This window comes from Synechococcus sp. MU1617 (assembly GCF_020514235.1).
Taxonomy (GTDB): domain Bacteria; phylum Cyanobacteriota; class Cyanobacteriia; order PCC-6307; family Cyanobiaceae; genus Parasynechococcus.
Window position 1 is genome coordinate 198,328 of record NZ_VTLB01000002.1, and the last position, 23,534, is coordinate 221,861.

The following is a 23,534-nucleotide window of genomic DNA, read 5'->3' on the forward strand; positions in this document are numbered from 1 at the left end:
ACCAGCGATGGCCTAGATCCGAAGAATCCGGCGCACAGCCTCATCCCATCCGCTGGCATGGGGAGCTGCCGCCAGCTGGAAACGCCCGGCAGCGATCCCTGAACTCAACTCGGAATGGGGTCCGTCGGGCCCGGGCACAACGACAGCGATGTCGGCCACCTCGAGCAACGGCAGATCGTTGGGGGAATCCCCCAAGGCCAAGACCTTCACGTGCTCAGCACCCAGATGACGCTTCAGGGTGGCCAAGGCCTTGCCTTTGCTGATGCCTGGGCCCAGCAGATGACCCATGCGGTTGCCCTGCACCACCGTCAGGCCTATCCGCTGCACCAGGGCCTCAAGCCGGCGACGCCCCTCCGCCGAGGGCGGAACAAAAGGCACGCTGCAGCACCGCCGCTGCGCCTGGCGCAAGGCTTCGCCGCCGAGCCCCAACAACCGCTGACCCTCCTCCTCACTGAGTTCATCCAACGGACGCAGGGGCTCGCCCAACTCACTCTGCAGGAGCTGCAACTGGGGCTTGAGCTCCGTCCACTCCGGGCCCAATAGCAGCTCCCAGGGCTCCCCTGCTGGGGTTTCACCGTGCACGGCGCCACCGTTTTCAACGATGTACGGGTCATGAAGCCCCGCCTCTGCACGAAAGCCGCGCACTTCCTCCGCCGTTTTGCTGGTGCACGGAATCACTGGAATCCGCTGCTGTTGCAGCTGGCGGATCAGATCCTTAGCCGGCGACCAGTCGTAGCCGTGATCCAGCAACGTGCCGTCGAGATCGGTCACCACCCACCACGCCGTCTCCACACTCGCGGTCATGGCTGAACCAACCAATGCACCGCATAAGGCTCTAGCGAATGCAACTGATGTGGTGCGAACACATGACCGCTCAGGCAATCGGCCCAGGGCTGGTTCAGATCGCCACCCAAGCGACTGAGGCGCAAGCTGAGGCGCGCTGCCGTGATGTTGTGAACGGCCACCAGCGTTTCCCCACCGCGGCAACGCTGCATGATGACGCGATCACTGCGATCCGCACTCAGCACCGTCATCGGGGCATCCGGGTGCAAGGCCGGATGCACAGCCCGCTCAGCCAGAGCCCGCCTCAGCACAGGGAGCAGGGCTGATGCATCGGCATCGGGATCCGCCAGGCGTCGCTCCAAGGCTTGGGCCGTGAACTGGGGCCGATTGAGATCCCGTCGATGGCCCGTGCGGCGAAAGCGGGTCAGATCATTGGGAGCCGCCAGCAACGCCGGCAGATAGAAGGCGGGGACCCCGGGCAAGGCCAGGATCAACAGTTGGGTGAGCAGGAACCGCTCCCGTTGGAGATAAGTGGGATCAATCCCCCCATCCGCCATGGCACTCCACCAGCTGATGTTGATCTCGTAGGGAACTTCGTCGCCGGAGCTCAGCATCCTGTGGCTGACCAGTCCACCCCGCTGTTCACAACCGATCAACAGCTGGAGCAAGCGCTTCTGGGGCATCAGGCCCTCCAGGGGCCTCAAGCCGATGCCGTCGTGACAGGCGGTGAAATTGAGCAGCCCTGTTTGCGGAGGCAGGTCGGGCCAACGACTCAGCCAGGCATTGAGAAGGTCGGCACGGCCACTGACGCTGGCCTCAAGCAGCAAGGGCGGCAAGGGAAAGTTGTAGGCCAGATGCGCTTCATCACCACTCCTCAAATAGGAGAGGTTTTCCTGCTCCGGCACGTTGGTCTCGGTGACCACAACGCCATCGGGTCCCACCTGATCGAGCAGCAGGCGCAGCACCTTCACCAGTTGATGGGCCTGCGGCAGATGGATGCATGAGGTGTGGGGTTCCTTCCAGACGAAACCCACGGCATCCAGACGGATCCAACGCACCCCATGCCCAGCCATGCGCTGCATCAGGCGGGCAAAGCCAAGCAGCACCTCCGCAGAACGCCAGTTGAGATCCACCTGATCGGGACCAAAGGTGGTCCAGACCTGGCGCGCGCCCTTAGGCCCCCTCAATTGCGTGAACAGATTGGAACTGCGCGGACGAACAACATCCGCCCAGCACGGATCAGGCGCGGCCTCCAGCACACAGGAGCGGCCGGGCTGTTCATCCCGCATGAACTGCTGCACCCAGGGGTGAGAGGCCGACACGTGATTGAGAACGAGGTCGGCCATCAGCCGTCGGCCCTGCGCCAAAGCAGCGAGGTCGCTCCAATCGCCGAAACGAGGCTCGAGCTTGGTGTGGCTGGCCACCGCAAAACCACCATCACTGGTGGATTGCATGAACGGCAGCACATGAACCACCGCTGCGAAGGGGTGCAGATGGCGATTCACAAACGACTTCAGCGCTTGAAGACCAGGCACACCCGCGTCAGCAATGGTGTCGGCGTAGGTGATCAAGACCACATCGCTGCCTGCCCAGCGGTCCATGGGTTCTGCCATATCGCCATCTCCTGACGATTGGCTCAAGATCTGCAGCAATTGCGACGACAACTCCTGGCCATCCCCGGAAGAATCATTCGGGTACAAATCGCCAAGCAGGGTCCGCAGCGTTTCGTCGCGCGGGGGCTGCATCGCCTTCCTCCTCAACACCGTTCAGGTATGGGGCAGGACTCTGACCTCTGTTGTTGCATCGAACACCACATGGATTTTCAGCAGGGCCTGATCAGCACCGTCCATGACTACAGCTTGGGCAATCTCGATGCGGTTGCCTTCAACCGGGAACTGAGTCAGCGACCCACCACCCTGCTGATCCCCTGCCTGATGGAGGAATTCAGCCGACCAGCCTTAGGCCTGATTCGAGACACACTTTCAGGTCTGAAGGGGCTCAACGAGCTGGTGGTGGCGTTGGCGGCCACCAGCGCCGAAGACGTCAAAGCGGCAGAAAAGTTTTTCGAAGGGATGCCCTTCCCCGTTCGGGTGCACTGGACCAACGGCCCCGCCGTCCGGGACTTGCTCGAATCCGTCGGTGAACTGGGGCTCGACGTGACCGGACCACCGGGCAAGGGCTGGGCCGTCTGGCAGGGGCTCGGGGTGGCATGCCAAGACGCTGAGGTGGTTGGCCTGTTCGATGCCGACATCAGAACCTTTGGATCGGCATATCCAGAGCGCATGCTCCGCCCCCTGCTGGATCGATCCCACGGCATTGCCTACGTGAAGGCGTTCTACAGCCGTCTTTCCCTCGAGACCCAAGCGCTTCAGGGCCGAGCAACCCGTCTCTTTGTCGGCCCACTGCTGGCCAGCCTGGAACAGGTTTTCGGCCCCCTGCCCTACTTGGCGTATCTCCAGTCATTCCGCTATCCCCTGGCTGGCGAATTCGCCTTCACCACCGATCTGGCGATGAATCTGCGGATCCCGTCGGACTGGGGACTGGAGGTGGGCCTGCTGTCTGAGGTGTATCGCCATGTGGCCTCCAGCCGAATTGCTCAAGTTGATCTGGGGTTGTTCGACCACAAACACAAGGAGCTGGGTCAGCAACCCAGCGAAGGCCTGCAACGCATGGCAGGCGAAATTTTCGGCACGGTGTTGCGCGGCCTGATGGAACACGAAGGTTGCGTGATGTCGATGGATCAACTGCCGACACTTGAAGTGCTTTACCGGCGAGTTGGCGAGGATCGCGTGCGGCAATTCGGCCTTGATTCAGCGATCAATCGGTTGCCTTACGACCGCCACGGCGAAGAACTGGCTGTTCAAAACTTCGCCGGCCTCCTACGCCCCGGCCTGGCAAAACTGATGCAAGCGCCGATTGCCCATCAACTGCCCAGCTGGTCGCGACTGCGCAGTTGCAATTCAGCCCTTCAAGCTGATCTGGCAGCAGCAGGCCAGGCAGATCGCACATCCCTGAAACGGCCGAACCACAACCCGCAACGTTTGACCTCTGAGCTCGCTGCATAAAGCCAACGCGTCAAGCCTCAGCTCAACTGATCGCGCTGGCGGGTCACCCAAGCTGTTGCAGCGCGCTGGGAATGCCATGCCTGAAGCAATTGTTTGGCCAACACTTGCAGCTGTTGTGGATCGAGGGTTGATTCAATCGCGCGATTCATCCGCTCGACATCGAATTGCTGAGTCACACTCAGGCTGACTGATTCTTCCATCCCGCAATCCCCCATATCGACAAAACAATCATGCAAACAGCGGCAAAAAAGATTTGTTTCAATCGAAACGAAAGAGTCGCGATGTTTGATCTTCAAAACCCTGAGCGGCACCCAACCCACCAAGGGGCGACCGGAATCGTGATGATCGATACAAAAGCAATCAACTCTGTATCAACTCATCTGTACCAAATCTAAAGGCGTCCTGATTCGGTGATCAATCAAACACTTCACTTGCCAAGGGGACATGAGATTGGCAGCATTCAAGATGCTCAAAATGATTGAGTGCGTTTACCAAAACGACACCAGCCGGATGGTGATCGTGAAATGCATTGGTGCCAACCACTTCTATCGAGAGAAGGTGGTGATGCCCACGGAGGTTTTTTGGTTCCAAGCGCCCAAGGATGCGCGCTTGGAAATCTGGAAAATGTCGATGACAGGGCAGATGCTGCACGTTCGTGCCGATGTGAGCGACTACGCCACGAATGAAGAGCCTGCGACCGAATCCCTCTGGGCCAGCTGAACTGACCCAGGAGAAGCCATCAAGAGCGAAGCCCTAAACGCTCAGGAACTGGTCAACAACCGTCTGACTGAGTTCGCTGGTTGAACCACTAGCAACAATGCCGCCACGTTGCATGGCGTAGTAGCGGTCAGCCTGGCGAACGAAATGGAGATGTTGCTCCACCAGCAACACCCCAATCCCAGTGTCGGCGATGATTCGCCGAACAGCAGCTTCAATGTCTTGAACAATGTTGGGCTGAATGCCCTCGGTGGGCTCATCCAACAGCAGCAACTTTGGCTTGCCGAGCAACGCACGGGCAATGGCCAATTGTTGTTGCTGACCCCCACTCAAATCCCCGCCCTTGCGCGGTAGAAACTCCTGAAGAATCGGAAACAGCTCATATACGAATGGATCGATGTGGCGATTCCGCGCCAATCCACCCGGCAACGCCTCCATCCCCAAAAGCAAGTTTTCTTCCACTGTGAGCTGGGGAATGATCTCGCGACCTTGCGGCACGTAGCCAATCCCGGCCCGAGCGCGCTGATGGGGAGCCTGACGATCCAGTTGAGAACCGTCGAGCGCCATGGTTCCGGAGCGAGGGCGCAACAGACCGATCAGTGATTTCAACAGGGTGGTTTTACCCACACCATTGCGACCGATCAAACACACCATCTCGCCCGATTTCACGCTGAGATCAACATCCCGAAGAATGTGACTTTCACCGTAAAAAGTGTTGAGGCCTTGGATCTCCAGCAAATTCGTCATGGCGTCTCCTCCTCAGTGGTGCCGAGATAAACCTCAATCACCCGGGGATCGGCCTGCACCTGATCCATCGTGCCCTCACAAAGAACATGACCCTGGTGCAGCACCGTCACCGGACTTTCAAGTCGTCGAATGAATTCCATGTCGTGCTCAATCACCAACACGGTGTGATCCCCCGCCAACGACTTGAGCAGATCCGCCGTCAAATCGGTCTCCTCGTCCGTGAGCCCAGCCACCGGCTCATCCACCAGCAACAGGTCGGGATCCTGGCCCACCAGCATGGCGATCTCAAGCCACTGTTTCTGGCCATGGGACAACGACCCAGCAGCCCAATCGGCACGGTTCTGCAGATTGACAATGCTCATCAAGTGATGAACACGGTCTCGCTGCTGCCCATTCAGGCCCCTCACCAGCAATGACCAGGGCTGCTTCGGCTGGCTCACCGCCAGAGCCAAGTTCTCCTGAACGCTGAGCTTCTCAAAAACACGAGGGCTCTGAAACTTGCGGCCGATGCCGAAGCGCGCGATGCGGTGCTCCCGTTTTCCCACCAGAGAGCGTCCCTTGAACACCACATCCCCTTCAGTGGGAGCGGTCTTGCCGGTAATCACATCGAGGAACGTGGTCTTGCCGGCGCCATTCGGACCGATCACAGCGCGCAGCTCCCCAGGCTGAAGGCTGAGGTTGAGATCGCGGAGCGCCAAAAAGCCATCAAAACTGACGGTGATTTGGCGCAACTCCAATAAAGCTGTACTCATGACTGAACCTCTTCCTGACCTTCAAGATCGAGACGTGGATAGGTCTCACTCCGACGGGCAATACCGAATCGGTTGAGCCAATTGCGAGGGCCATCACCTCGGAACCAACCAATGACGCCCTCAGGCAAGGCGGTCACCACGAGGATGAACAGGCCCCCTTGGATGAACAGCCAACTCTGGGGGAGCGCTTCGCTCACCAAACTCTTGGCGTAGTTGATGACTACGGCGCCAAGAATGGCTCCCACAAGCGTGCCTCGACCACCCACTGCAACCCAGATCACCATCTCAATCGAGAAGGGAACAGTCATGTACTGCGGCGAAACGATGCCCGACTGAACGGTGTAAAGCGCACCACCAATTCCTGCCAAACCACCAGCGATGGCGAAGACGATCGTCTTGAACAGAGTTGGGTTGTAACCCGCAAAGCGCAGCCGAGGTTCGTCATCGCGAATGGCGATCAACACATCACCGAACCGGCCCCGCACCACCCAGCGCAGAAACAGCCAGGCCAGGATCACCACCACAGAGGTCAACCAGAAGAAACCCCGCTGCATCTCCGGGGAACCCACCATCTGTCCGAACAGCTGGGTTACATCGGTTTTAAGACCGTTGGTGCCATTAATCAGCTTCTGCTGTCCGTTGAAGAAATTGAAGAAAACGAGCAGGGCAGCCTGGGTGAGGATCGAGAAGTAGACCCCCTTGATCCGGTTGCGGAACACCAGGTTGCCGAGCACAGCGGCCAAGACGGCTGGAACCAGCCAGATCGCCACCAGGGTGAACAACGGGGAATGGAACGGTTCCCAGAAGGCGGGCAAACGATCCAAGCCGTAGAGGCTGAAGAACTCGGGAATGCCGTTGGGAAGATCACCCGAGCTGTTCAGCTGCAGATACATGGCTGCCACGTAGCCGCCAAGGGCAAAAAAGATGCCCTGGCCAAGGCTGAGCAAACCGGTGAAGCCCCAGATCAAGTCGATGCCCAGGGCAACGATCGCCAGGGAGAGGAAGCGACCCAACAAATTCAGCCGAAACACCGGCAGAACAGCAGGCGCAGCAACGATGGCCGCAACGATCACCACCCAAAGGATGATCAAGGACCAACGACGTTGTTGAAATGCTTGGAACATCAGATCAAGCCTCCACCATGCGTCCCTTCTGCGGGAATAGACCCGCGGGACGGAATTGAAGGAACACCACGATCAGAGCGAACACCATCACTTGAGCCATGCTCGTGGTGGCAAAGAAATTCACCGCACCGGCCAGGGGAGCCGGCATGTCAGGCCAGATCGTCAGCAGTCGGCCAGCACCGATCAAGTCGGTGAGCAAGCCGATGGCAAAGGAAGCGAGCACGGTGCCCAACAGGTTTCCGACGCCACCGAGCACCACCACCATGAAGCAGCCCACGATGTAAGACCCGCCCACGTTGGGGCCCACCGAACCCAGCAGGGAAACAGCCACCCCCGCCACCCCGGCCAGACCGGAGCCGATGCCAAAGGTGAGCACATCAACGGTGTCGGTGGGGATCCCCAGGCAATCACTCATCGAACGGTTCTGGGTAACGGCACGAATACGCATGCCCCACACGCTTTTGTTGAGGAACCACGTCACCCCAACCACAGCAACGATCGTGATCACGATGATCACCAGACGCGGCACAGGAAAGGTGATGTCTATGAATTCGATCCCACCGCGCATCCATTTGGGTGCCGTCACATCCACGTTGCGGGAGGTGGCTCGGGCGATGCGGCTGATTTGTGAAGCCAGGCCACCCGCCAACAGCACGCCTCCCAGGGCGGAAACAGCCCAACTCCCCGCACGCACCAAGCGTGCTCGAGGCCCCGCCAGGAGAGAGGAGGGAAGCAGCAGCGGGAGGCCAAAGCCCAGCACCAGCGCCAGGATCAGGCCGGCGGCATGAGCCAGGGGAACACTCCGCACAAACTGCTGAAGAATCAAGCTGACACCCCATGTCGCCAACAACGTCTCCAGCGGGTTGCCGTAGAGCCGGCGAATCACGGTGCGTTCCAGCAGGATGCCGACCACACCACTGACGATGAAGGCCAGGGGAAGCGCCACCAGCACGTAGGCGTAGTAAACCGGCTGCAGAGCAGGAAGCTTGAAGATCAGCTGCACCACGTAGGTGGTGTAGGCCCCAAGCATGATCAGCTCGCCATGGGCGAGGTTGATCACGCCCATGAGGCCAAAGACAATGGCCAGTCCGAGGGCGGCCATCAGCAGCACCGAGCCGATGGCAACACCGTTGAACAGGCTTTCGAGAAGCAGTTGCACGGACGTGTGAAACGAAGCGTTCAATGAAACGACGAAAGGAGGAGCCCGTCACCGGGCTCCTCCCTGGAGAGCAATCAGGCTGTGATCAAAAGATCAGAGCTTGTACTTCTCGCCCTTGGCGGCATCGGTCCAGTCGCAAGCGAAGCCCTTGGAGCTGGGCTCGAACTGGTTCCAGGCCTGAGGCGCCACAGGACCATCGGTGGATTCGAGGATCTCGAACTGACCGTCAGCAGTGATCTGGCCAATGCGCACGGTCTGGGACAGGTGGTGGTTAGGCATCACGGTCACAGGACCCTGAGGCGCGTCGAACTCGATGCCGACCAGGGCCTCACGCACCTTGTCGTCGTCGAAGCTGTTGGCCTTCTCGACAGCCTTCTTCCAGAGGTAAACCATGTTGTAAGCCGACTCCTGAGGGTCAGCGACCTGCCTATCGGCGCCGTACTTGGCCTTGAAGTCAGCAGCGAACTTCTTGGATGCCGGGGTGTCGATCGACATCATGTAGTTCCAAGCGCCGTAGTGGCCCTCAAGGAACTCAGAACCGATGGTGCTGATCTCCTCTTCCGCAATGGAGTAGCTCATCACGTAGTAGCCGTTATCGGGGGTGATGCCGGCGTCCTGGATCTGCTTGAAGAAGGCAACGTTCTGGTCACCGTTCAGGGTGTTGATGATCACACCGCCGTCAGGCAGGGCCTTCTTGATCTTGGCGATGATCGGAGCAACCTCGGTGTTGCCCAGGGGCAGATAGTCCTCACCGACCACTTCGCCACCCAGGGACTTGAGCTGTTCCTTGGTGATGGTGTTGGAGGTGCGGGGGAAGACGTAGTCCGAACCCACGAGGAAGAAGGGCTTGCCAGCAGCAGGCGACTTCTCATACATGAACTTGGTGGCAGGCTCCGACTGCTGGTTCGGAGTTGCACCGGTGTAGAAGATGTTGTTGGAACACTCCTGACCCTCGTACTGAATCGGGTAGTAGAGGAAGGCGTCCTTCGACTCGTACACAGGCAGCATCGCCTTGCGGCTGGCGGAGGTCCAACCACCGAAGACGACGGGCACCTGATCCTGGTCGATCAGCTTCTTGGACTTCTCAGCGAAGGTGGGCCAGTCGGAGGCACCGTCCTCGACGATGTACTCGATCTTGTACTTCTTACCGTCAACCTCGACGCCACCGGCGGCATTGATCTCATCGATCGCCATTTTCTCGGTGTCCACCAGGGTGGACTCGGAGATGGCCATGGTGCCGGTCAGCGAGTGCAGGATGCCGACGGTGACGCTGTCGTCGTAATCAACGTTGGCAGCCTTGTCATCGCCACCGCAAGCGGTCACGGCAAGACCCAGCGACGCCGCGGCCATGCCGGCAAACAGACGCTTAGAAAGTGAAGAGCTCATGGTGTTCCACAACACAGGGATGTGCCTGACGGCAGCTGACGGAAGGTACGAATCAGCACGCCCTTGCTTTGGTATCAATCAGAACCAAATGGCGAGACCAGCGGCTGCGGATCAACGATTCGGTAGCTGTTGCAACAAGAAGCCCACCACCTGCTCCAAACCTTCGCCGCTGTGGAGATTGGTGAAACACCAGGGCCGGTCTCCACGCATTCGCAGGGTGTCCTGTTCCATCACCGAAAGATCGGCACCAACCTGGGGAGCCAGATCAATCTTGTTGATCACCAGCAGATCAGAGCGGGTGATGCCAGGCCCCCCTTTACGGGGAATCTTGTCGCCAGCTGCCACGTCGATCACATAGATGCAGAGATCCACCAGTTCAGGACTGAAGCTCGCCGCCAGGTTGTCGCCACCGCTTTCAACCAGAACAAGATCCAGGTCAGGGAATTGCGCCTCCAGCTCTGCCACAGCGGCTCTATTGATCGAGCAGTCTTCGCGGATCGCCGTGTGGGGGCAACCACCCGTCTCCACTCCACGGATCCGCTCTGGATCCAGGGCACCGGCACGGGTGAGGAACTGGGCATCCTCCTGGGTATAGATGTCATTGGTGACCACCGCGAGCTGCAGGTCGTCGCGCAAGCGGCGACAGAGCGCCTCCACCAGTGCGGTCTTGCCGGATCCCACAGGACCCGCCACCCCCAGGCGCAGTTTGCTGCTCATCAGCTTCGAAACAGGCGTGAATACAGCTCAGCATGGGCAAGCTGCGCCATGCCCGCACCCACACCGCTGCTCCAGAGCTGCTGCGGATCGGCCGCCTGAAGCAGCTGCGCTTGCGAGGCAATCAGCGGCAACAGCCGTTGTTGCAGCACCTGTGCTCGGGACGGACCCAACGGCAGCAGCCGGACCGAAGCACTGAGCTGATTGGCAACCCAGCCGTAGAGGTATCCCTCAACCATGTCTCCTGCTGAAACCGACAAGCACACAGCGGCCCAGGCCCAGGCCGCTGGCCAGCTAAGGGCAACGGGTTCAGGCAAGTCGTGCCCCATGTCAGACATCAACTGCAGCAGCGACATCCCCATCTGACGCTGCTGGGCTCGCAGCTCCGCTGCTTCACGGGTGGCCAACAGCCAACCATCCAGATCGATCAGGCGCACCTTGGCCGCCGCATCGGCCTGAGTGGACCACCCCACCAAAACCTCCGCAAACGGCCTTAACGCCGCGGCTTCCAGCCGCACCGCGCCCCGTTGCAGTTCAGCCTCCAACCAAGCCTGAATGGCCTGCTCATCGGCGATGGATCCCGCCTGAATCAACACCTCCAGGCCCTCTGAATAGCTGAAGGCACCCACGGGCAGGGCCGGGCTGACCAATTGCAACAACGCCAGGGAGGTCATCCGTGCTGATGGCCTCCGTAGGCGCCGCCCTCAGGGGCAAACGGCTGCAGACAGCGGCTGACCGTCAATCCACGCCCTTCCAGCATCGTGGCGAGCACGGAATCCTCAGGCAGCAACAGCTCCTGCTCATGCAGCTCCAGGGCGACATGTCGATTGCCCAGGTGATAAGCCGCCTGCAACAGCTCCAAGGGATGCGAGCCCTGCACCCGCAGCAACGCCTCCGGCGCTGCCGTCACCTCCACAACGGTCGACCCAGACTGATCCCCTAGCAGATCACCCGGCTGCAGCGATCCCACACGAGGCAACTGAAGCAGCACCGGACAACCGCAGGAAGTGGTGCGACGACCACGCAGCACCGTGCGCTCTTCGGCCGTCAACGGCAACTGCAGGGTTGCCGTGGCACTGCTGTTCTGCAGGCGCTGCTCCAGCACGACCATCGCATCCGTCACGAGCACCTCCTCTCCAGATCCATAACGAAAGCGTGCCGATCAATCACCAGCACTTTGGTGTGCATTGCTACAGAGTTGAAGCCGATGGCGGCGGAGCGTGAGGCCATGCAACGTCTTGATCCTTGGCACGGCCACTGCAACCTGCAGTTTCATGCCACCAACGGCAGCACCAAACACCAGGGGGGCTGCACAGCTCCATTCAAGTTGCTCCGCAGTGAACGCGGTGATGACGGACGCTGTGAGCTGCCGGTGCTACACACCGCTGGAGGCCTGGTGGGCGGCGATCAACTCAGCCTGGATATCAAGCTTGAAGCCAACAGCCGCTGCCTAATCACCAGCGTGGCGGCGCAAAAGGTTTATGGATCCATCGGCCGCAGCCGCCTGCAACCCGAGGGTTGCTTTGCCCATCAACAGGTGCGCTGCTCGCTGGCCAGCGGCAGTGATCTCGAATGGCTGCCGCAGGAACTGGTGTTGTACGCCGATGCCTTGTTCGAGCAGCAGCTGACGGTGACCCTGCCCCAAGACGCCTCCTTCCTCAGTGCAGAGATCGTGCGCTTGGGCCGAACCGCCGCTGCTGAAACCCTGCAGCAGGGACGTTGGCGGTCGAGCCTCACCATTCAGCGCCTCGCGGCCAGCAGCTCAACCTGGGAGCTGGCGGATCGTGTGGAACTCGGCGACGCCAGCCTGGACAGCCCGCACGGGTTGGGAGGAGCCCCGGTGTTCGGAACACTGGTTTGGGCGGCGCCGATGACCATGGGCACCGAAACAACAGCAACGCTGCTGGAGGGAGCGCGGGCCGACCGAGAGGGACTGACGGGGACGATGCGCTGCGGTGCCCTCAATCAGGGCCTGATCGCCCGCTATTCCGGCGAATCGAGCCGTGATGCCCGCTTCTGGTTCAGTCGAATCTGGGAGCGAACGCGAATGCTCCGGGGGCTGAAACGGCCTCGCATCCCCAGGTTCTGGCCCCTGCAGGAAGAGCCTCTGCGCCGACAAACGTCCACTGTGAACGCTTTCAGGGCTGCTGCGGAGACACACTGAAGGAGACCGAGCTTCGCCATGCATCTCAGTCCCCAGGAAAAGGACAAGCTCCTGATCGTGACCGCGGCACTGCTTGCCGAGCGGCGCTTGAACCGTGGCCTCAAGCTCAACCATCCCGAAGCAGTGGCCTGGCTCAGTTTTCTGGTGTTGGAAGGCGCCCGTGACGGCAAGAGCGTGGCGGAGCTGATGCAGGAAGGCACCACCTGGCTGCGTCAGGACCAGGTGATGGAAGGCGTGCCTGAGCTCATCCATGAGGTGCAGATCGAAGCCGTCTTCCCCGATGGCACAAAGCTCGTCACCCTGCACGACCCGATTCGCTGAGGCAGAACCCATGGCACCTCTCATTCCAGGCGAACTGCTTCCCGAACCGGGTGAACTGGAGCTGAATGCAGGCCGACCCGTCACCACGCTGAGCGTCTCCAACAGCGGCGACCGGCCGGTGCAGGTGGGCTCCCATTTCCATTTCGCCGAAGCCAACGCCGCCCTGCAGTTCGACCGGGCCGCAGCCCGCGGTCAACGGCTCGACATCCCCGCCGGCACCGCCATCCGCTTCGAACCCGGCGACAGCCGTGACGTGCACCTGATTCCCTTCGCCGGTGCGAGACGCGTCATCGGCTTCAACGGCCAGATCAACGGACCCCTCGACGCCTGACCCATGCCCTACCGCATCTCCCGCCAGGCCTACGCCGAGACCTACGGACCCACCACAGGCGACCGGGTTCGTCTGGCCGACACCGATCTGATCCTGGAAGTCGAGAAGGACTACACCGTCTACGGCGATGAGGTGAAGTTCGGCGGTGGCAAGGTGATCCGCGACGGCATGGGCCAATCCCAGACCCCTCGAGCCGAGGGCGCCGTCGACACGGTGATCACCAATGCCCTGATCCTCGACTGGTGGGGCATCGTCAAAGCCGATGTCGGCCTCAAGGACGGCCGGATCGTCGGCATCGGCAAAGCCGGTAACCCCGACACCCAAGAAGGGGTGACAATCGTGGTGGGTCCAGGCACCGAAGCCATCGCCGGGGAAGGACACATCCTCACGGCCGGTGGCATCGACACGCATATCCACTTCATCTGCCCCCAGCAGATCGAAACGGCTCTGGCCAGCGGCGTCACCACGCTGATGGGCGGCGGCACCGGACCAGCCACCGGCACAAATGCCACCACCTGCACCCCCGGCGCCTTCCACATCGGGCGGATGCTCCAGGCCGCTGAAGGCCTGCCGGTGAACCTGGGCTTTTTCGGCAAGGGCAATGCCAGCACCCCGGAAGCACTGGAAGAACAGGTGCGCGCCGGCGCCTGCGGCCTGAAGCTGCATGAAGACTGGGGCACCACGCCAGCCACGATCGATGCCTGTCTATCGGTGGCCGATCGGATGGATGTGCAGGTGTGCATCCACACCGACACCCTGAATGAGGCCGGCTTCGTGGAAGACACGATCGCCGCCATCAAGGGACGCACGATTCACACCTTCCACACCGAAGGTGCCGGCGGCGGCCATGCCCCGGACATCATCAAGATCTGCGGCGAGGCCAACGTGCTGCCGAGCAGCACCAACCCCACCCGGCCTTACACCCGCAACACGCTCGAGGAGCACCTCGACATGCTGATGGTGTGCCACCACCTCGATCCGAAGATCCCCGAGGACGTGGCCTTCGCCGAATCTCGGATCCGGCGCGAAACGATCGCCGCCGAAGACATCCTTCACGACCTGGGTGCCTTCTCGATCATCGCCAGCGACTCCCAGGCCATGGGCCGCGTGGGCGAAGTGATCACCCGCACCTTTCAGACCGCCCACAAGATGAAGGTGCAGCGTGGTGCCCTGCCGGAAGACTCCACTCGCAACGACAACCATCGCCTCAAGCGCTACATCGCCAAGGTGACGATCAACCCAGCGTTGGCCCACGGCATCAGCACCGAAGTGGGGTCGATCGAAACCGGCAAGCTCGCCGATCTCGTGCTGTGGAAGCCAGGCTTCTTCGGCATTCGCCCGGAACTGGTGGTGAAGGGCGGTTCCATCATCTGGGCCCAGATGGGCGACGCCAACGCCTCAATTCCCACCCCTGGCCCCGTGCACGGCCGGCCGATGTTTGGCGCCTTCGGCAAAGCCCTCGCCCCAAGTTGCCTCACCTTCGTGAGCGAAGCAGCGATGGACGCCGACATCCAACGCCAGCTAGGGCTGGAGCGCACATGCATGGCGGTGAAGGAGACCCGCAGCGTCGGCAAGAGCGCCCTCAAGCTGAATTCAGCACTGCCCAAGGTGAGCGTGGACCCGCAGACCTATGAGGTGTTCGCCGACGGTGAACTGCTCACCTGTGAGCCCGCCGAGGTGCTGCCCCTGGCCCAGCGCTATCTGCTGCTTTGAGCCCCACGCTGTTGGTGGTCCAACACGTTGACCACGAAGACGCCGCACTGGTGGGAGAACTGGCGCGGCAACGGGGCCTGACCCTCCAGACCCTGAGGCCCGACCGGGGCGACCCCCTGCCGGACCCCAGGACGGATGCGAACAGCATTGCGCTGGTGCTGGGGGGACCGATGAGCGTGAACGATCACGACCAACCGGGCATGGACTGGTTGCGGAAGGAACTGGACTGGTTGACGGCCTGGCACCAGCAGCGCCGGCCGGTGCTGGGCATCTGCCTGGGGGCTCAGCTCCTGGCTGTTGCTGGAGGGGGCTGCGTGAAACCCCTGCAAGTTGGAGCACCACCACAGCATCTGAAGGAATTGGGCCTCGGCGCGATCCACTGGGTCGCGGATCCGAGCGATGAGACCCTGTTGCAGGGGCAACAAAGCAGCAGCTTGGTGCTGCATTGGCATGGCGATCGCATCCACCTGCCGGCTGATGCAACGCTGCTGGGTTCCTCGCTGCACTGTGCGGAACAGGTGTTTCGGATTGGAGCCCACGCCATTGGCCTGCAATGCCACTTCGAGGTCGACGGTGATGCGCTGCAGCACTGGATCGTCAATGACCACGACTATGTGGTGAGTGCCCTTGGGCCCCAAGGGCCCGATCGCCTGAGCCTGGACTGGCACAGGCTTGGCGCCACGCTCCAGGAACAAGGCCGACGCTTCTTTAATGCTGCACTTGATCAGCTGATTGACATCAGCCAGGCCCACTAATTCCTACGGATAAAAATAAACAAAACCGAAAACTTTTCTGAACAAGTATCCGCCCGAACACCACTTAGGCATTTGCAGGGGCTTCAATACTTCTGTAGCAACAGCTACCGATCGTTCACTTCGCATCGCGCGAAGCGCAGTTCGTCTCAGGCCATGGAACGGGGACCTGAGCTTGCTTCGAGGACCATCCAATGACCACCCTTCTTTATCGCGGGCATCAGTACCAGCAAAACAACGCCACTGAGGGCAAGCCTTCAGTGCAGCTGGTCTACCGCCGCAACGTGTACCAAGCCCGCCAGATCAACGGCCATAGGGCTCCGGTGCAACTCGTGTACCGCGGTGTGGGCTACACGCGCTAGGGCAACTTCTCAATCCGTAGCAACTCGAACATTCCATTTGCACGGATTGGGGCGTAATAGATCCAGCTTCAGCAATGACGTTGGATCTCATCACTACTCGCCTCGACCAAGGTCTCGTGCAGGTAAACCCCTCCAGCGTGCATGGCGTGTTCTGGCTGCAAACGCACTTTCCAGCTCAGGAATGGGATGCCCTGCTGTCTGGACAAGCCGCTTTTGGCATGGATTGCATCGACGATCTGATCACTGACGCCCGTCAGGCTGGCCTGAAGGTGGAGTGGGAAGCTTCCGTCCCCAGCTGAAATCCACTGAATTCAAAGAAGCCCTGCAACACCGGTGTGTGCGGGGCTTCTTTAATGGCGTTGGCGAATGTGAATGCTCAAGCCACCAAGCGGTTGAGCATGGGCAATTCCGACAGTTCATCCCTCCACTCCTGGGCCCAAAGGTCCTGACTGCGCTCGTACACCTCCATCAACTGCTCCACGGCGCGCTCGTGGAAATCAACGCGCAGATCTAGCAGTGGAAAGGCGGCTTCACCGCTCACCTGCACCGCCGCTGAGGTACAGAGATTGGAACGGTGATCACCGCCAGCCGCTTCCCCGGCTTGAAGAGCCATCATCAGGCGGCGGCCCAGTTTCAAGCTGGGGTCGCTGGTGAGAAAGGCCTGCTCCATCGCCGCCAACACGGCCTCATCCACCAAGCAATTGCCAGCAACGGACAGGTCACGCTGATGGCGATGCCCTGCCCAAGGGCCGCAATCCTGCCCCGTCCAACAGGCGGTGCGACCGTCCAGGTCAATCAGGTGAAACTGACGCCGGTCACGGTGCTGATCATCGGCAAGCAGGCTGGCCAGAACGCTCTCAGCATCCGAACTCTGCTCTAGGCGCTCCAAACCACAAATCCCCAGATAGGGATTGGTGTGGGCCTGGGTGGCGACAGCACCAACCCCTGCGCGGATGTGGGGCACGGTGGATCCAACAGCCAGATGACAGGTAGCCACAGCCACACCAAAGCGACCGTTGCTGGGGTCCCGGGCCAGGATCGAAAAGGTCACGGCAGCTGACGGTCGAGCCGCAGCAACGTTTCCAGCAGGACCGCAGTGCCCGCCCAGCACTGCTCATCGCTGGTGAACTCTGCAGCGGAATGACTCAAGCCACCCCGGCTGGGCACAAAAATCATGCCCATCGGCCAGCGACGGCCGACCTCCTGGGCATCGTGGCTGGCTCGGCTGGGGAGATGGCTGTGGGACAGGCCGAGATCGGCTGCGGCCTCAGTGATCGTGGCCATCACCAAAGCATCAGCAGGGGTGGGATCAACGCTGAACTGAGGATCCACCGCAATCGGACAGCCCGTTTCAGCACCGATGCGTTCCACCTGCTGCATCAACTCCTCCACCAACTGATCAAGAACGGTCGGATCCACATCCCTCAGGTCAACCGTTAGGGCGACAGCGCCAGGAACAACGTTGGCGGCATTGGGCCAAACCTCCAGTCGACCCACGGTCGCCACCGGATCTCCGGGATGACGGGCGGCCATGGCCTCGACGGCAAGAACAAGACGCGAGGCCGCCACGAGGGCGTCCTGTCGCAGCCCCATCGGTGTCGTGCCGGCGTGGTTGGCCTGGCCCTGCACCTTGATGCTGAACCGACGCTGACCGACAACACCCTCCACAACACCAATGGCATCACCGCGTTGCTCGAGAACACCGCCCTGCTCAACATGCAATTCCAGGAAGGCGGCATAGGCCTCATCTGAGCGTCGGGCCGAAGCCAAAGACGGCCAATGCCCGCCGATGCGCGCCAGGTTGTCCTGAATCGGCTGGCCATTGCTAGTGGCATAACTCTCCGGGGAATCGGATGCCGTCCCCGTCAAACCCTTGCAACCCACCATCGTCGACTCCTCGTCGGCAAAGGCGATCAACTCGATGCCATGCCGCAGGCGGATGCTCTGGTCTTGAAGCGCACGGCAAGCTTCCAGGCCGGCCAACACCCCCAGAGCACCGTCAAAGCGTCCACCGGTGGGAACCGTGTCGAGGTGCGACCCGGTCACCAAGGCAGGACGGTGGGGATCGAGGCCTTCCAGGCGTCCGATCAAGTTGCCAGCGGCATCAACACGCACCTGCATGCCGAGCTGCTTCATCCAGTGGGCCAGCAACTCACGACCCTGCACATCCTCAGGCGAAAACCCACGTCGACAGACGCTGCCATCGGGCTTGGCGCCAATGCTGGCCAACTGTTCAATCGTTCCGATCAGCCGGTCACGGTTCGGACGTGCGACAACTTTGCTTGGCTCGATCCCGGTAGGGGTGGTCGGAGAAGCCGAGATGAGCGTGGGCAATGCCGTGACCTTCATTTCAAACGGAGGTCAATACTCACCCGAAAACCCGTGGAACCTTGTAGCTAGCGCAACGATTTAATCCTGACCAAAGAATTCAAACGGGCATCAGCACCCGCCAGCCCAGTCGGTCCGCCTCCCGGCGGGCCAACGCGGGCACGTCTTCGGCCACAAACATGCGGTGCAGCATCTGCACACCCAGCAGGTGGTTGATCACCGCATCCATCTGCACACGCTCTGCATCGGTGGTGGCCGGGTCCTCGTGACGCGCAAACAAGGCGCGAACGCCGGCCTTGCTCAACAAACCAGCGGCGTCGATCGCCTCATCACTGAGGTAATCATCGGCGAGCTGCTTCATCTGCTCCCACTTCTCAGGCTCCGTATGGGCTGGCGGCGCCATGAAGGCGAACTTCTCACGCCGGTACAACACATCCGGCAACAGGCCCGCCATGGCCTCCCGCAGCACGTATTTCTCGGTTTTTCCCTTGATCCGAAGTTCGGGCGGCACCTGCACCGCAACCGCGGCCAGATGGTGATCCAGGAAGGCCGGTCGCGCCTCCATGGAATTGGCCATGTCGACCCGGTCGCCACCCCAGGTGAGGATCTGGCCCTCCAGCATGGTCTTGATCCAGACGTACTGGGCCTTGTCCAGGGCATGGCGCCCGTCCAGTTGATCCGCATCCAGTTGCTCGGCAATCGCCTTGCCCGGGGAGTAACCCTTCAGGGCTGCAGCGTGGGACTCCGACAAAAGCTCCGGCACCAAGGGCGCGCAGGCCAGCCACGGCTGCAGACAACTGGGGGTGAAGCCGATCACAGCGTCGAGATCGGGGTCATCCACTTGGTTTTCAGCCAACATCGCCCCCTTCACCAAGGCATTGGACTGCTGCAGCAAGCTTTCCCAGCTGGCGCGCTCCTGCTGCGGCAGGTCATCAAGACCGTGGAGGAACATGTCCCGGCGAAAGGCGGGATAGCCGCCGAACAGCTCATCTGAGCCTTCACCGGTCATCACAACTTTGTAGTCCACGTCGTTGACATGGCGGCTCATCAAGAACTTCGCGACCGCCAAGGTGTTGTAGATCGTTCTCTCGGCGTGCCAGATGGTGCGCTCCATGTGGCCATAGAGCTCCTGGCCCGAAAGACGCATCAGATCCTGCTCAGCACCCGTGGCCTCGGCCATCTCCCGGGCGATCGGCGACTCGTCGTAACGGGCGTCATCAAATCCGATCGTGAACGCCTTCACCGGTGCCTGGCTGACGGCTGACGCCAAGCCGAGGATCGAACAGCTGTCGATGCCGCCGGAGAGGTAACAACCCACGGGCACGTCGGCCACCATGCGCAGCTCAACGGCCTCCAGCAACGCGGCACGAACGGCAGCGATGTGCTCGGCCTCAGTTCGGTTGGAGTCCCGCTCGTCTTTACGCGGAAAGTCGACATCCCAGTAGGTCGACTCCGACACCTCCAGCCGCCCACTCACCCGTTGCACCTTCAGCACATGGCCGGGCTTCACCTGGTGCACCCCAGCAAAAGCCGTGGTGCCGGGAACCATGGTCTGCATCAACTGGTGAAAGAGGCCCTCCGAGGTAAAGCGTCGCTCCACCGCCGGATGGGCGAAGAGCACCTTCAACTCGGAACCGAACACCAGACCCTCGGGCGTCATCGCCCAGTACTGCGGTTTGATGCCGAAGCGATCCCGCACCAGGTAAAGGCAGTCTTCGGCTCGATCAAACAAGGCGAAGGCGAACTCACCGCGCAACAAGGGCAGAGTCGCCTCCAATCCCTGGCGCTGGTACAGCCGCAGCAGGATCTCGGAATCGCTCTTGCTGCTAAATCGCACCCCTTGGGCGGTGAGGTCCGCCCTGATGCGCTGAAAGTCGTAGAACTCACCGTTGTGCGCCATCAGCACCTCACCGTCATCGGTGAGGAAGGGCTGCCGGGCCCGTGACTCGTTCAAATCAATGATCGAAAGGCGGGCATGGCAGAAGCCGACCCCGGCCTGATCCAGCACCTCGACGCCGAAGCCGTCGGGCCCGCGATGGGCCTGAATCGCCGCCATGTTGACCAGCAGCTGGCGGTCCACCGTCTGATGACGGTCTGCGTTGAAAACACCTCCGATTCCACACATCAGCCCGCCTCAGATCACATCCATCACGCGTTCGGCCCGGTTCACCATGCAGGTGAGCAGCGCCATCCGCAGGAACACGGCACCCCTGGCCTGGCTGAAGTACCAGTTGTGGGGCGTGTCATCCAAGCAGGTGCTCAGTTCCGCTCCCCGCGCCAAGGGGTGAAGCACGATCGCTTCCGGCTTGAACGGCATGTCGCGGGTGAGGCGAAATCCGCCGCCATGCACTTCATAAGAGTCGCCCACCCAGGCGATGGCATTGATGTAAACGACATCGAGATCGGGCACTTCAGCCTGCAGATCGGTGCTGCAGCGCACCTTCATTCCACAAGCTTCGAGCTCCTCCAACTGCCCTGGGTCGAATAGCGGCTGATCCGGCTCCAGTCCGGGGGCGTGAATCACCACCACCTCATCCACGGTCTGGGGGAATTTGGCCAGGATCCTCAGCAGTGAGCGTACCGTTCGCATCCGCGACGGAATTCCGACGATTCCAATGCGGATGCGATCAGCCGGAGCCACCTCAACTTCAGTGAGCTTGGGCCGCCACTTGAAGATCGTGTACAGATCCGCCATCGCCTGCGTCGGATGTTCATCAATGCCGTTGCCCGCATTGATGATGGGAATCCGCAGGGTTGACGTCATCGCATAAACAGCACCGGGATCGCTGTCCCGTAGCACCACGCAATCGCCGTAGTTGTTGAACATGTGGGCGACATCTTCAAGGGACTCGCCCTTGGCAATCCCCGTGGTAGCCCTGTCGGTGATGTTGATCGAACTGCCGCCAAGACGATGCCAAGCACTGTCAAATGACAGGCGGGTGCGGGTGCTCGGCTCGTAGAACGCGTTGATCAGAATCTTTCCCGTCAGCGGCGTGTTGTGGCGGCAATACCGATCTGGATTGCTCTCGAACTTCGCCGCCAAGCGGAACACCTGCAACAAGGCCTCAGGTCGAAACGGTTGGATCGACACCACATGCTGATTCACCAGATCCAGCAACGGCTCTCCGTCCTCGACAATCGCGGCCAGCAGCTCCTGGGGTTGGTTCTGCCCGTAGACATCGGGACCCATCGGCTGAAACCGAATCTGTACCGACGTCGCGTCCACGACTGCTGAATTGGCCTGTGCCATAGCGGGATCGGATCAACACTCTGTTTGCCAAACCGAGTGCTAAAGCCAGGAACTACATCTTTTACCGGTAACAACAACCACACTCCTGCGTCCACGAAGAAACAGCTTCTTAAGCAAAGATCCGGAAAAAATGTTCAGACCGTTACTAACAACTGCAGCCGTCACCACACTCGACCATTCCTCCACTCAACCCACCAAATCAGCAGCAACACGAGCACAGACAGCACCAAAGCGAGCTGACTGACCACCAGAAGAAACTGAAAGCCAGACAGGCCAACAACGCTGGCCGTCAAAGGAAGACTTTGAATCATCCCTCCTCCTGCAACAAAGTGAAGTCAAACCGTTCCGGCCAAGTGCGACTGCCGATCAGCATCACGACTGCTGACACGGCCGCCGAAAACACAGCGGCGCAGTAGGGCGCGATCAGCACATAAGCGAGCAGGCCAACAACGCTGCCGGCGAGCATGGCCGCAATGGCAGCCCTGCGATTGGCCGTGCGCCAGTACAGGCCGCAGGCCACAGGCCAGACCGTGGAGGCCACCAGTGCACCGGTGAAGAACAGCACCGACGCCAGCGAATCCAGCCGCGGCCAGGACAGCGCCAGGGTGACAACCGCCAAGCCCACCACCATCAGCCGCGCCGCCTGCTTGAGCTGCAAGTCACTGGCCTGGGGCCGCAACAGGCGGAAGTACACATCCTCCGCCAACAGATCGGCGGTGGACGCCAGCAGCGAGTCCAGGGTGGAGGTGAGCGAAGCAAACACCACCACAAACACGAGAGCCGCGCCGCCGGCCCCGAGCAGATCGGCTGCCATCACGGGGAACACCATGTTCACCTGCTCGAGAGGCAACTCACGTGCCAGGGCCACCAGGCCAATGGAGCCCGTCACCATCGGCACACTCATCCAGGCGACCCCCCCCAACACAAAGGAGGTCATCACCACCGAGCGCCGGCTGGCGAAGACCCTTGACCACCAGATGTTGTTGTGAAACACCTCGCCCATTGAAAAGAGGGCGGAATTCCAGGCGATCAACAAGCCCGCCGGCAGCAGCAGATCAAGCCGATCGGGATGCCGGGCCAGCAAGGAGGCATGCACCTCAGGCATCGGGAATTGTCGGAAGGCGAGCACCGCCACCACCGCCAGCAACACCATGATCAACAGCGACTGAATGAAATCGGTGCCGATCACGGCCCGCATTCCGCCGAACAGGGTGTAGACGGTGGCGACACCAATCACCACCACCATCCCCACGTGGTAATCGAAACCTGAAAGGGCCTGCAGCAGCAGGCCAGCACCCATCGCCTGGGTCATCAGAAAGCCCAGGGTGTAGATCGCGGTGATCACCATGAACACCCACCAAGCCAGACGCCCGTAGCGCAGGCGAATGAAGTCGCCGCTGGTGCGCCCGTTGGGCATCAGCTGCTTGATCCGCGAGGCCAGGGGGGCGAACAGGATCAGGCCAAGCCCGGCCAGGGCATAGCTGAACATGCCCCAAAGCCCGGTTTTGTAGCCGAATTCAGGGGCGAGCAGGGTGGTGTTGCCGGTGACCCATGAGGCCATCAACGTGGCCGTGCTCAGGGCCAGCCCGATGTTGCGCCCCGCCAGCATGTAGTCGTCGGCATTGCCTTGACCGCGCCGGCCCCAGGCAATCCCGAGCGCCACCCAGAAAACAGAGAACAGCACCACCAGCGCCCAGGCGATTCCGGGCTGGAGGAAGGGAACCGAGTCAGCGGACATCCGTCGATCCCCTGCGGTTCCAATAGAGATGTCCGCGCAGAATCATCACCACCGTCGCCGCAGTCACAACGGCTCCAAGGGCAAAGATCAGTCGGGCCCAGAGCAGTTCATCCAAGACGAAGACCGTT

The 23,534-nt window shown here is 61.0% G+C and carries 26 protein-coding genes; 9 read left to right on the plus strand and 17 right to left on the minus strand.

Annotation, left to right across the window (positions count from 1 at the left end; all coding sequences use genetic code 11):
• Window positions 1-12 precede the first annotated feature (12 nt).
• Together FZZ90_RS04885 and FZZ90_RS04890 are read right to left on the minus strand one after the other, a co-directional pair.
• Complete coding sequence (locus FZZ90_RS04885; protein ID WP_226424632.1) at window positions 13-804, minus strand: HAD-IIB family hydrolase; 792 nt, start codon at window positions 802-804, stop codon at window positions 13-15.
• A complete protein-coding gene (locus FZZ90_RS04890) occupies window positions 801-2,528 on the minus strand; it encodes an alpha-amylase family glycosyl hydrolase (RefSeq protein WP_226424633.1) in 1,728 nt (575 codons plus the stop codon). Before FZZ90_RS04890 ends, FZZ90_RS04885 begins: the two co-directional genes overlap by 4 nt.
• Window positions 2,529-2,597: 69 nt before the next feature.
• Between FZZ90_RS04890 and FZZ90_RS04895 the strand changes: the two genes are divergently transcribed.
• The gene (locus tag FZZ90_RS04895; RefSeq protein ID WP_226425017.1) at window positions 2,598-3,848 is read left to right on the plus strand and encodes a glycosyl transferase; all 1,251 of its coding nucleotides are present in this window, start codon (window positions 2,598-2,600) and stop codon (window positions 3,846-3,848) included.
• Between the two features lie 17 nt (window positions 3,849-3,865).
• On the opposite strand, the gene FZZ90_RS12875 is transcribed toward FZZ90_RS04895, so the two are convergent.
• Complete coding sequence (locus FZZ90_RS12875) at window positions 3,866-4,168, minus strand: hypothetical protein (protein WP_368506428.1); 303 nt, start codon at window positions 4,166-4,168, stop codon at window positions 3,866-3,868.
• Between the two features lie 154 nt (window positions 4,169-4,322).
• On the opposite strand from FZZ90_RS12875, the gene FZZ90_RS04905 reads away from it, so the two are divergent.
• Window positions 4,323-4,568 (plus strand): DUF1830 domain-containing protein, encoded by a 246-nt coding sequence (locus FZZ90_RS04905; RefSeq protein WP_226424634.1) that lies wholly within the window; start codon window positions 4,323-4,325, stop codon window positions 4,566-4,568.
• Window positions 4,569-4,601: 33 nt separating this feature from the next.
• Here the strand turns inward: FZZ90_RS04905 and urtE are convergent, their stop codons facing one another.
• From urtE to ureE, 8 genes are all read right to left on the minus strand, one after another.
• Window positions 4,602-5,312, minus strand: coding sequence for an urea ABC transporter ATP-binding subunit UrtE (gene urtE / locus FZZ90_RS04910; protein ID WP_226424635.1), 711 nt, complete (start codon window positions 5,310-5,312; stop codon window positions 4,602-4,604).
• Window positions 5,309-6,064 carry an urea ABC transporter ATP-binding protein UrtD gene (urtD, locus tag FZZ90_RS04915; RefSeq protein ID WP_226424636.1) on the minus strand — a complete coding sequence of 252 codons (756 nt, stop codon included), beginning with the start codon at window positions 6,062-6,064 and terminating at the stop codon, window positions 5,309-5,311. Before urtD ends, urtE begins: the two co-directional genes overlap by 4 nt.
• A complete protein-coding gene (gene urtC, locus FZZ90_RS04920) occupies window positions 6,061-7,188 on the minus strand; it encodes an urea ABC transporter permease subunit UrtC (RefSeq protein ID WP_226424637.1) in 1,128 nt (375 codons plus the stop codon). The genes urtD and urtC overlap by 4 nt, the downstream gene beginning before the upstream one ends.
• Window positions 7,189-7,192: 4 nt before the next feature.
• Window positions 7,193-8,347 (minus strand): branched-chain amino acid ABC transporter permease, encoded by a 1,155-nt coding sequence (locus FZZ90_RS04925; RefSeq protein ID WP_226424638.1) that lies wholly within the window; start codon window positions 8,345-8,347, stop codon window positions 7,193-7,195.
• Between the two features lie 93 nt (window positions 8,348-8,440).
• A complete protein-coding gene (urtA, locus tag FZZ90_RS04930) occupies window positions 8,441-9,733 on the minus strand; it encodes an urea ABC transporter substrate-binding protein (protein WP_226424639.1) in 1,293 nt (430 codons plus the stop codon).
• Between the two features lie 111 nt (window positions 9,734-9,844).
• Window positions 9,845-10,450, minus strand: coding sequence for an urease accessory protein UreG (ureG, locus tag FZZ90_RS04935; RefSeq protein WP_226424640.1), 606 nt, complete (start codon window positions 10,448-10,450; stop codon window positions 9,845-9,847).
• Window positions 10,450-11,121, minus strand: coding sequence for an urease accessory protein UreF (locus FZZ90_RS04940; RefSeq protein ID WP_226424641.1), 672 nt, complete (start codon window positions 11,119-11,121; stop codon window positions 10,450-10,452). The genes ureG and FZZ90_RS04940 overlap by 1 nt, the downstream gene beginning before the upstream one ends.
• Window positions 11,118-11,570, minus strand: a complete 453-nt coding sequence (gene ureE / locus FZZ90_RS04945; RefSeq protein ID WP_370631038.1) for an urease accessory protein UreE — start codon at window positions 11,568-11,570, stop codon at window positions 11,118-11,120. Before ureE ends, FZZ90_RS04940 begins: the two co-directional genes overlap by 4 nt.
• A gap of 105 nt (window positions 11,571-11,675) precedes the next feature.
• Between ureE and FZZ90_RS04950 the strand changes: the two genes are divergently transcribed.
• The 7 genes from FZZ90_RS04950 (at window position 11,676) to FZZ90_RS04980 (ending at window position 16,389) form a co-directional block, all read left to right on the plus strand.
• Window positions 11,676-12,611 (plus strand): urease accessory protein UreD, encoded by a 936-nt coding sequence (locus tag FZZ90_RS04950; RefSeq protein ID WP_226425020.1) that lies wholly within the window; start codon window positions 11,676-11,678, stop codon window positions 12,609-12,611.
• A gap of 18 nt (window positions 12,612-12,629) precedes the next feature.
• Entirely contained in the window at window positions 12,630-12,932 is a 303-nt protein-coding gene (locus tag FZZ90_RS04955; protein WP_226424642.1) for an urease subunit gamma, read from the plus strand.
• 10 nt (window positions 12,933-12,942) lie between these two features.
• Entirely contained in the window at window positions 12,943-13,263 is a 321-nt protein-coding gene (locus FZZ90_RS04960; RefSeq protein WP_186469687.1) for an urease subunit beta, read from the plus strand.
• Between the two features lie 3 nt (window positions 13,264-13,266).
• Window positions 13,267-14,976 (plus strand): urease subunit alpha, encoded by a 1,710-nt coding sequence (gene ureC / locus FZZ90_RS04965; RefSeq protein ID WP_226424643.1) that lies wholly within the window; start codon window positions 13,267-13,269, stop codon window positions 14,974-14,976.
• A 14-nt stretch (window positions 14,977-14,990) separates the two neighbouring features.
• On the plus strand, window positions 14,991-15,731 hold the full coding sequence (locus tag FZZ90_RS04970) for a type 1 glutamine amidotransferase (RefSeq protein WP_226424644.1): 741 nt from the start codon (window positions 14,991-14,993) through the stop codon (window positions 15,729-15,731).
• A gap of 191 nt (window positions 15,732-15,922) precedes the next feature.
• Window positions 15,923-16,090, plus strand: coding sequence for a DUF4278 domain-containing protein (locus FZZ90_RS04975; RefSeq protein WP_226424645.1), 168 nt, complete (start codon window positions 15,923-15,925; stop codon window positions 16,088-16,090).
• A gap of 74 nt (window positions 16,091-16,164) precedes the next feature.
• Entirely contained in the window at window positions 16,165-16,389 is a 225-nt protein-coding gene (locus FZZ90_RS04980) for a hypothetical protein (protein WP_370631030.1), read from the plus strand.
• A 77-nt stretch (window positions 16,390-16,466) separates the two neighbouring features.
• Here FZZ90_RS04980 and FZZ90_RS04985 read toward each other — a convergent pair whose 3' ends face one another.
• The 6 genes from FZZ90_RS04985 to FZZ90_RS12810 all read right to left on the minus strand — a co-directional run bounded on the left by FZZ90_RS04985 (window position 16,467) and on the right by FZZ90_RS12810 (window position 23,521).
• A complete protein-coding gene (locus FZZ90_RS04985) occupies window positions 16,467-17,141 on the minus strand; it encodes a DUF1028 domain-containing protein (RefSeq protein WP_226424646.1) in 675 nt (224 codons plus the stop codon).
• Window positions 17,138-18,439 carry a Zn-dependent hydrolase gene (locus tag FZZ90_RS04990; RefSeq protein WP_226424647.1) on the minus strand — a complete coding sequence of 434 codons (1,302 nt, stop codon included), beginning with the start codon at window positions 18,437-18,439 and terminating at the stop codon, window positions 17,138-17,140. The genes FZZ90_RS04985 and FZZ90_RS04990 overlap by 4 nt, the downstream gene beginning before the upstream one ends.
• Window positions 18,440-18,518: 79 nt before the next feature.
• Window positions 18,519-20,543: an asparagine synthase (glutamine-hydrolyzing) gene (gene asnB, locus FZZ90_RS04995; protein WP_226424648.1), complete on the minus strand. Its 2,025-nt coding sequence runs from the start codon at window positions 20,541-20,543 to the stop codon at window positions 18,519-18,521.
• 9 nt (window positions 20,544-20,552) lie between these two features.
• Window positions 20,553-21,668 carry an aspartate carbamoyltransferase gene (locus FZZ90_RS05000; protein ID WP_226424649.1) on the minus strand — a complete coding sequence of 372 codons (1,116 nt, stop codon included), beginning with the start codon at window positions 21,666-21,668 and terminating at the stop codon, window positions 20,553-20,555.
• Window positions 21,669-21,975: 307 nt separating this feature from the next.
• Window positions 21,976-23,406 (minus strand): sodium:solute symporter family protein, encoded by a 1,431-nt coding sequence (locus FZZ90_RS05005; protein ID WP_226424650.1) that lies wholly within the window; start codon window positions 23,404-23,406, stop codon window positions 21,976-21,978.
• Window positions 23,396-23,521, minus strand: a complete 126-nt coding sequence (locus FZZ90_RS12810) for a hypothetical protein (RefSeq protein ID WP_006850406.1) — start codon at window positions 23,519-23,521, stop codon at window positions 23,396-23,398. Before FZZ90_RS12810 ends, FZZ90_RS05005 begins: the two co-directional genes overlap by 11 nt.
• Between the last annotated feature and the right edge of the window lie 13 nt (window positions 23,522-23,534).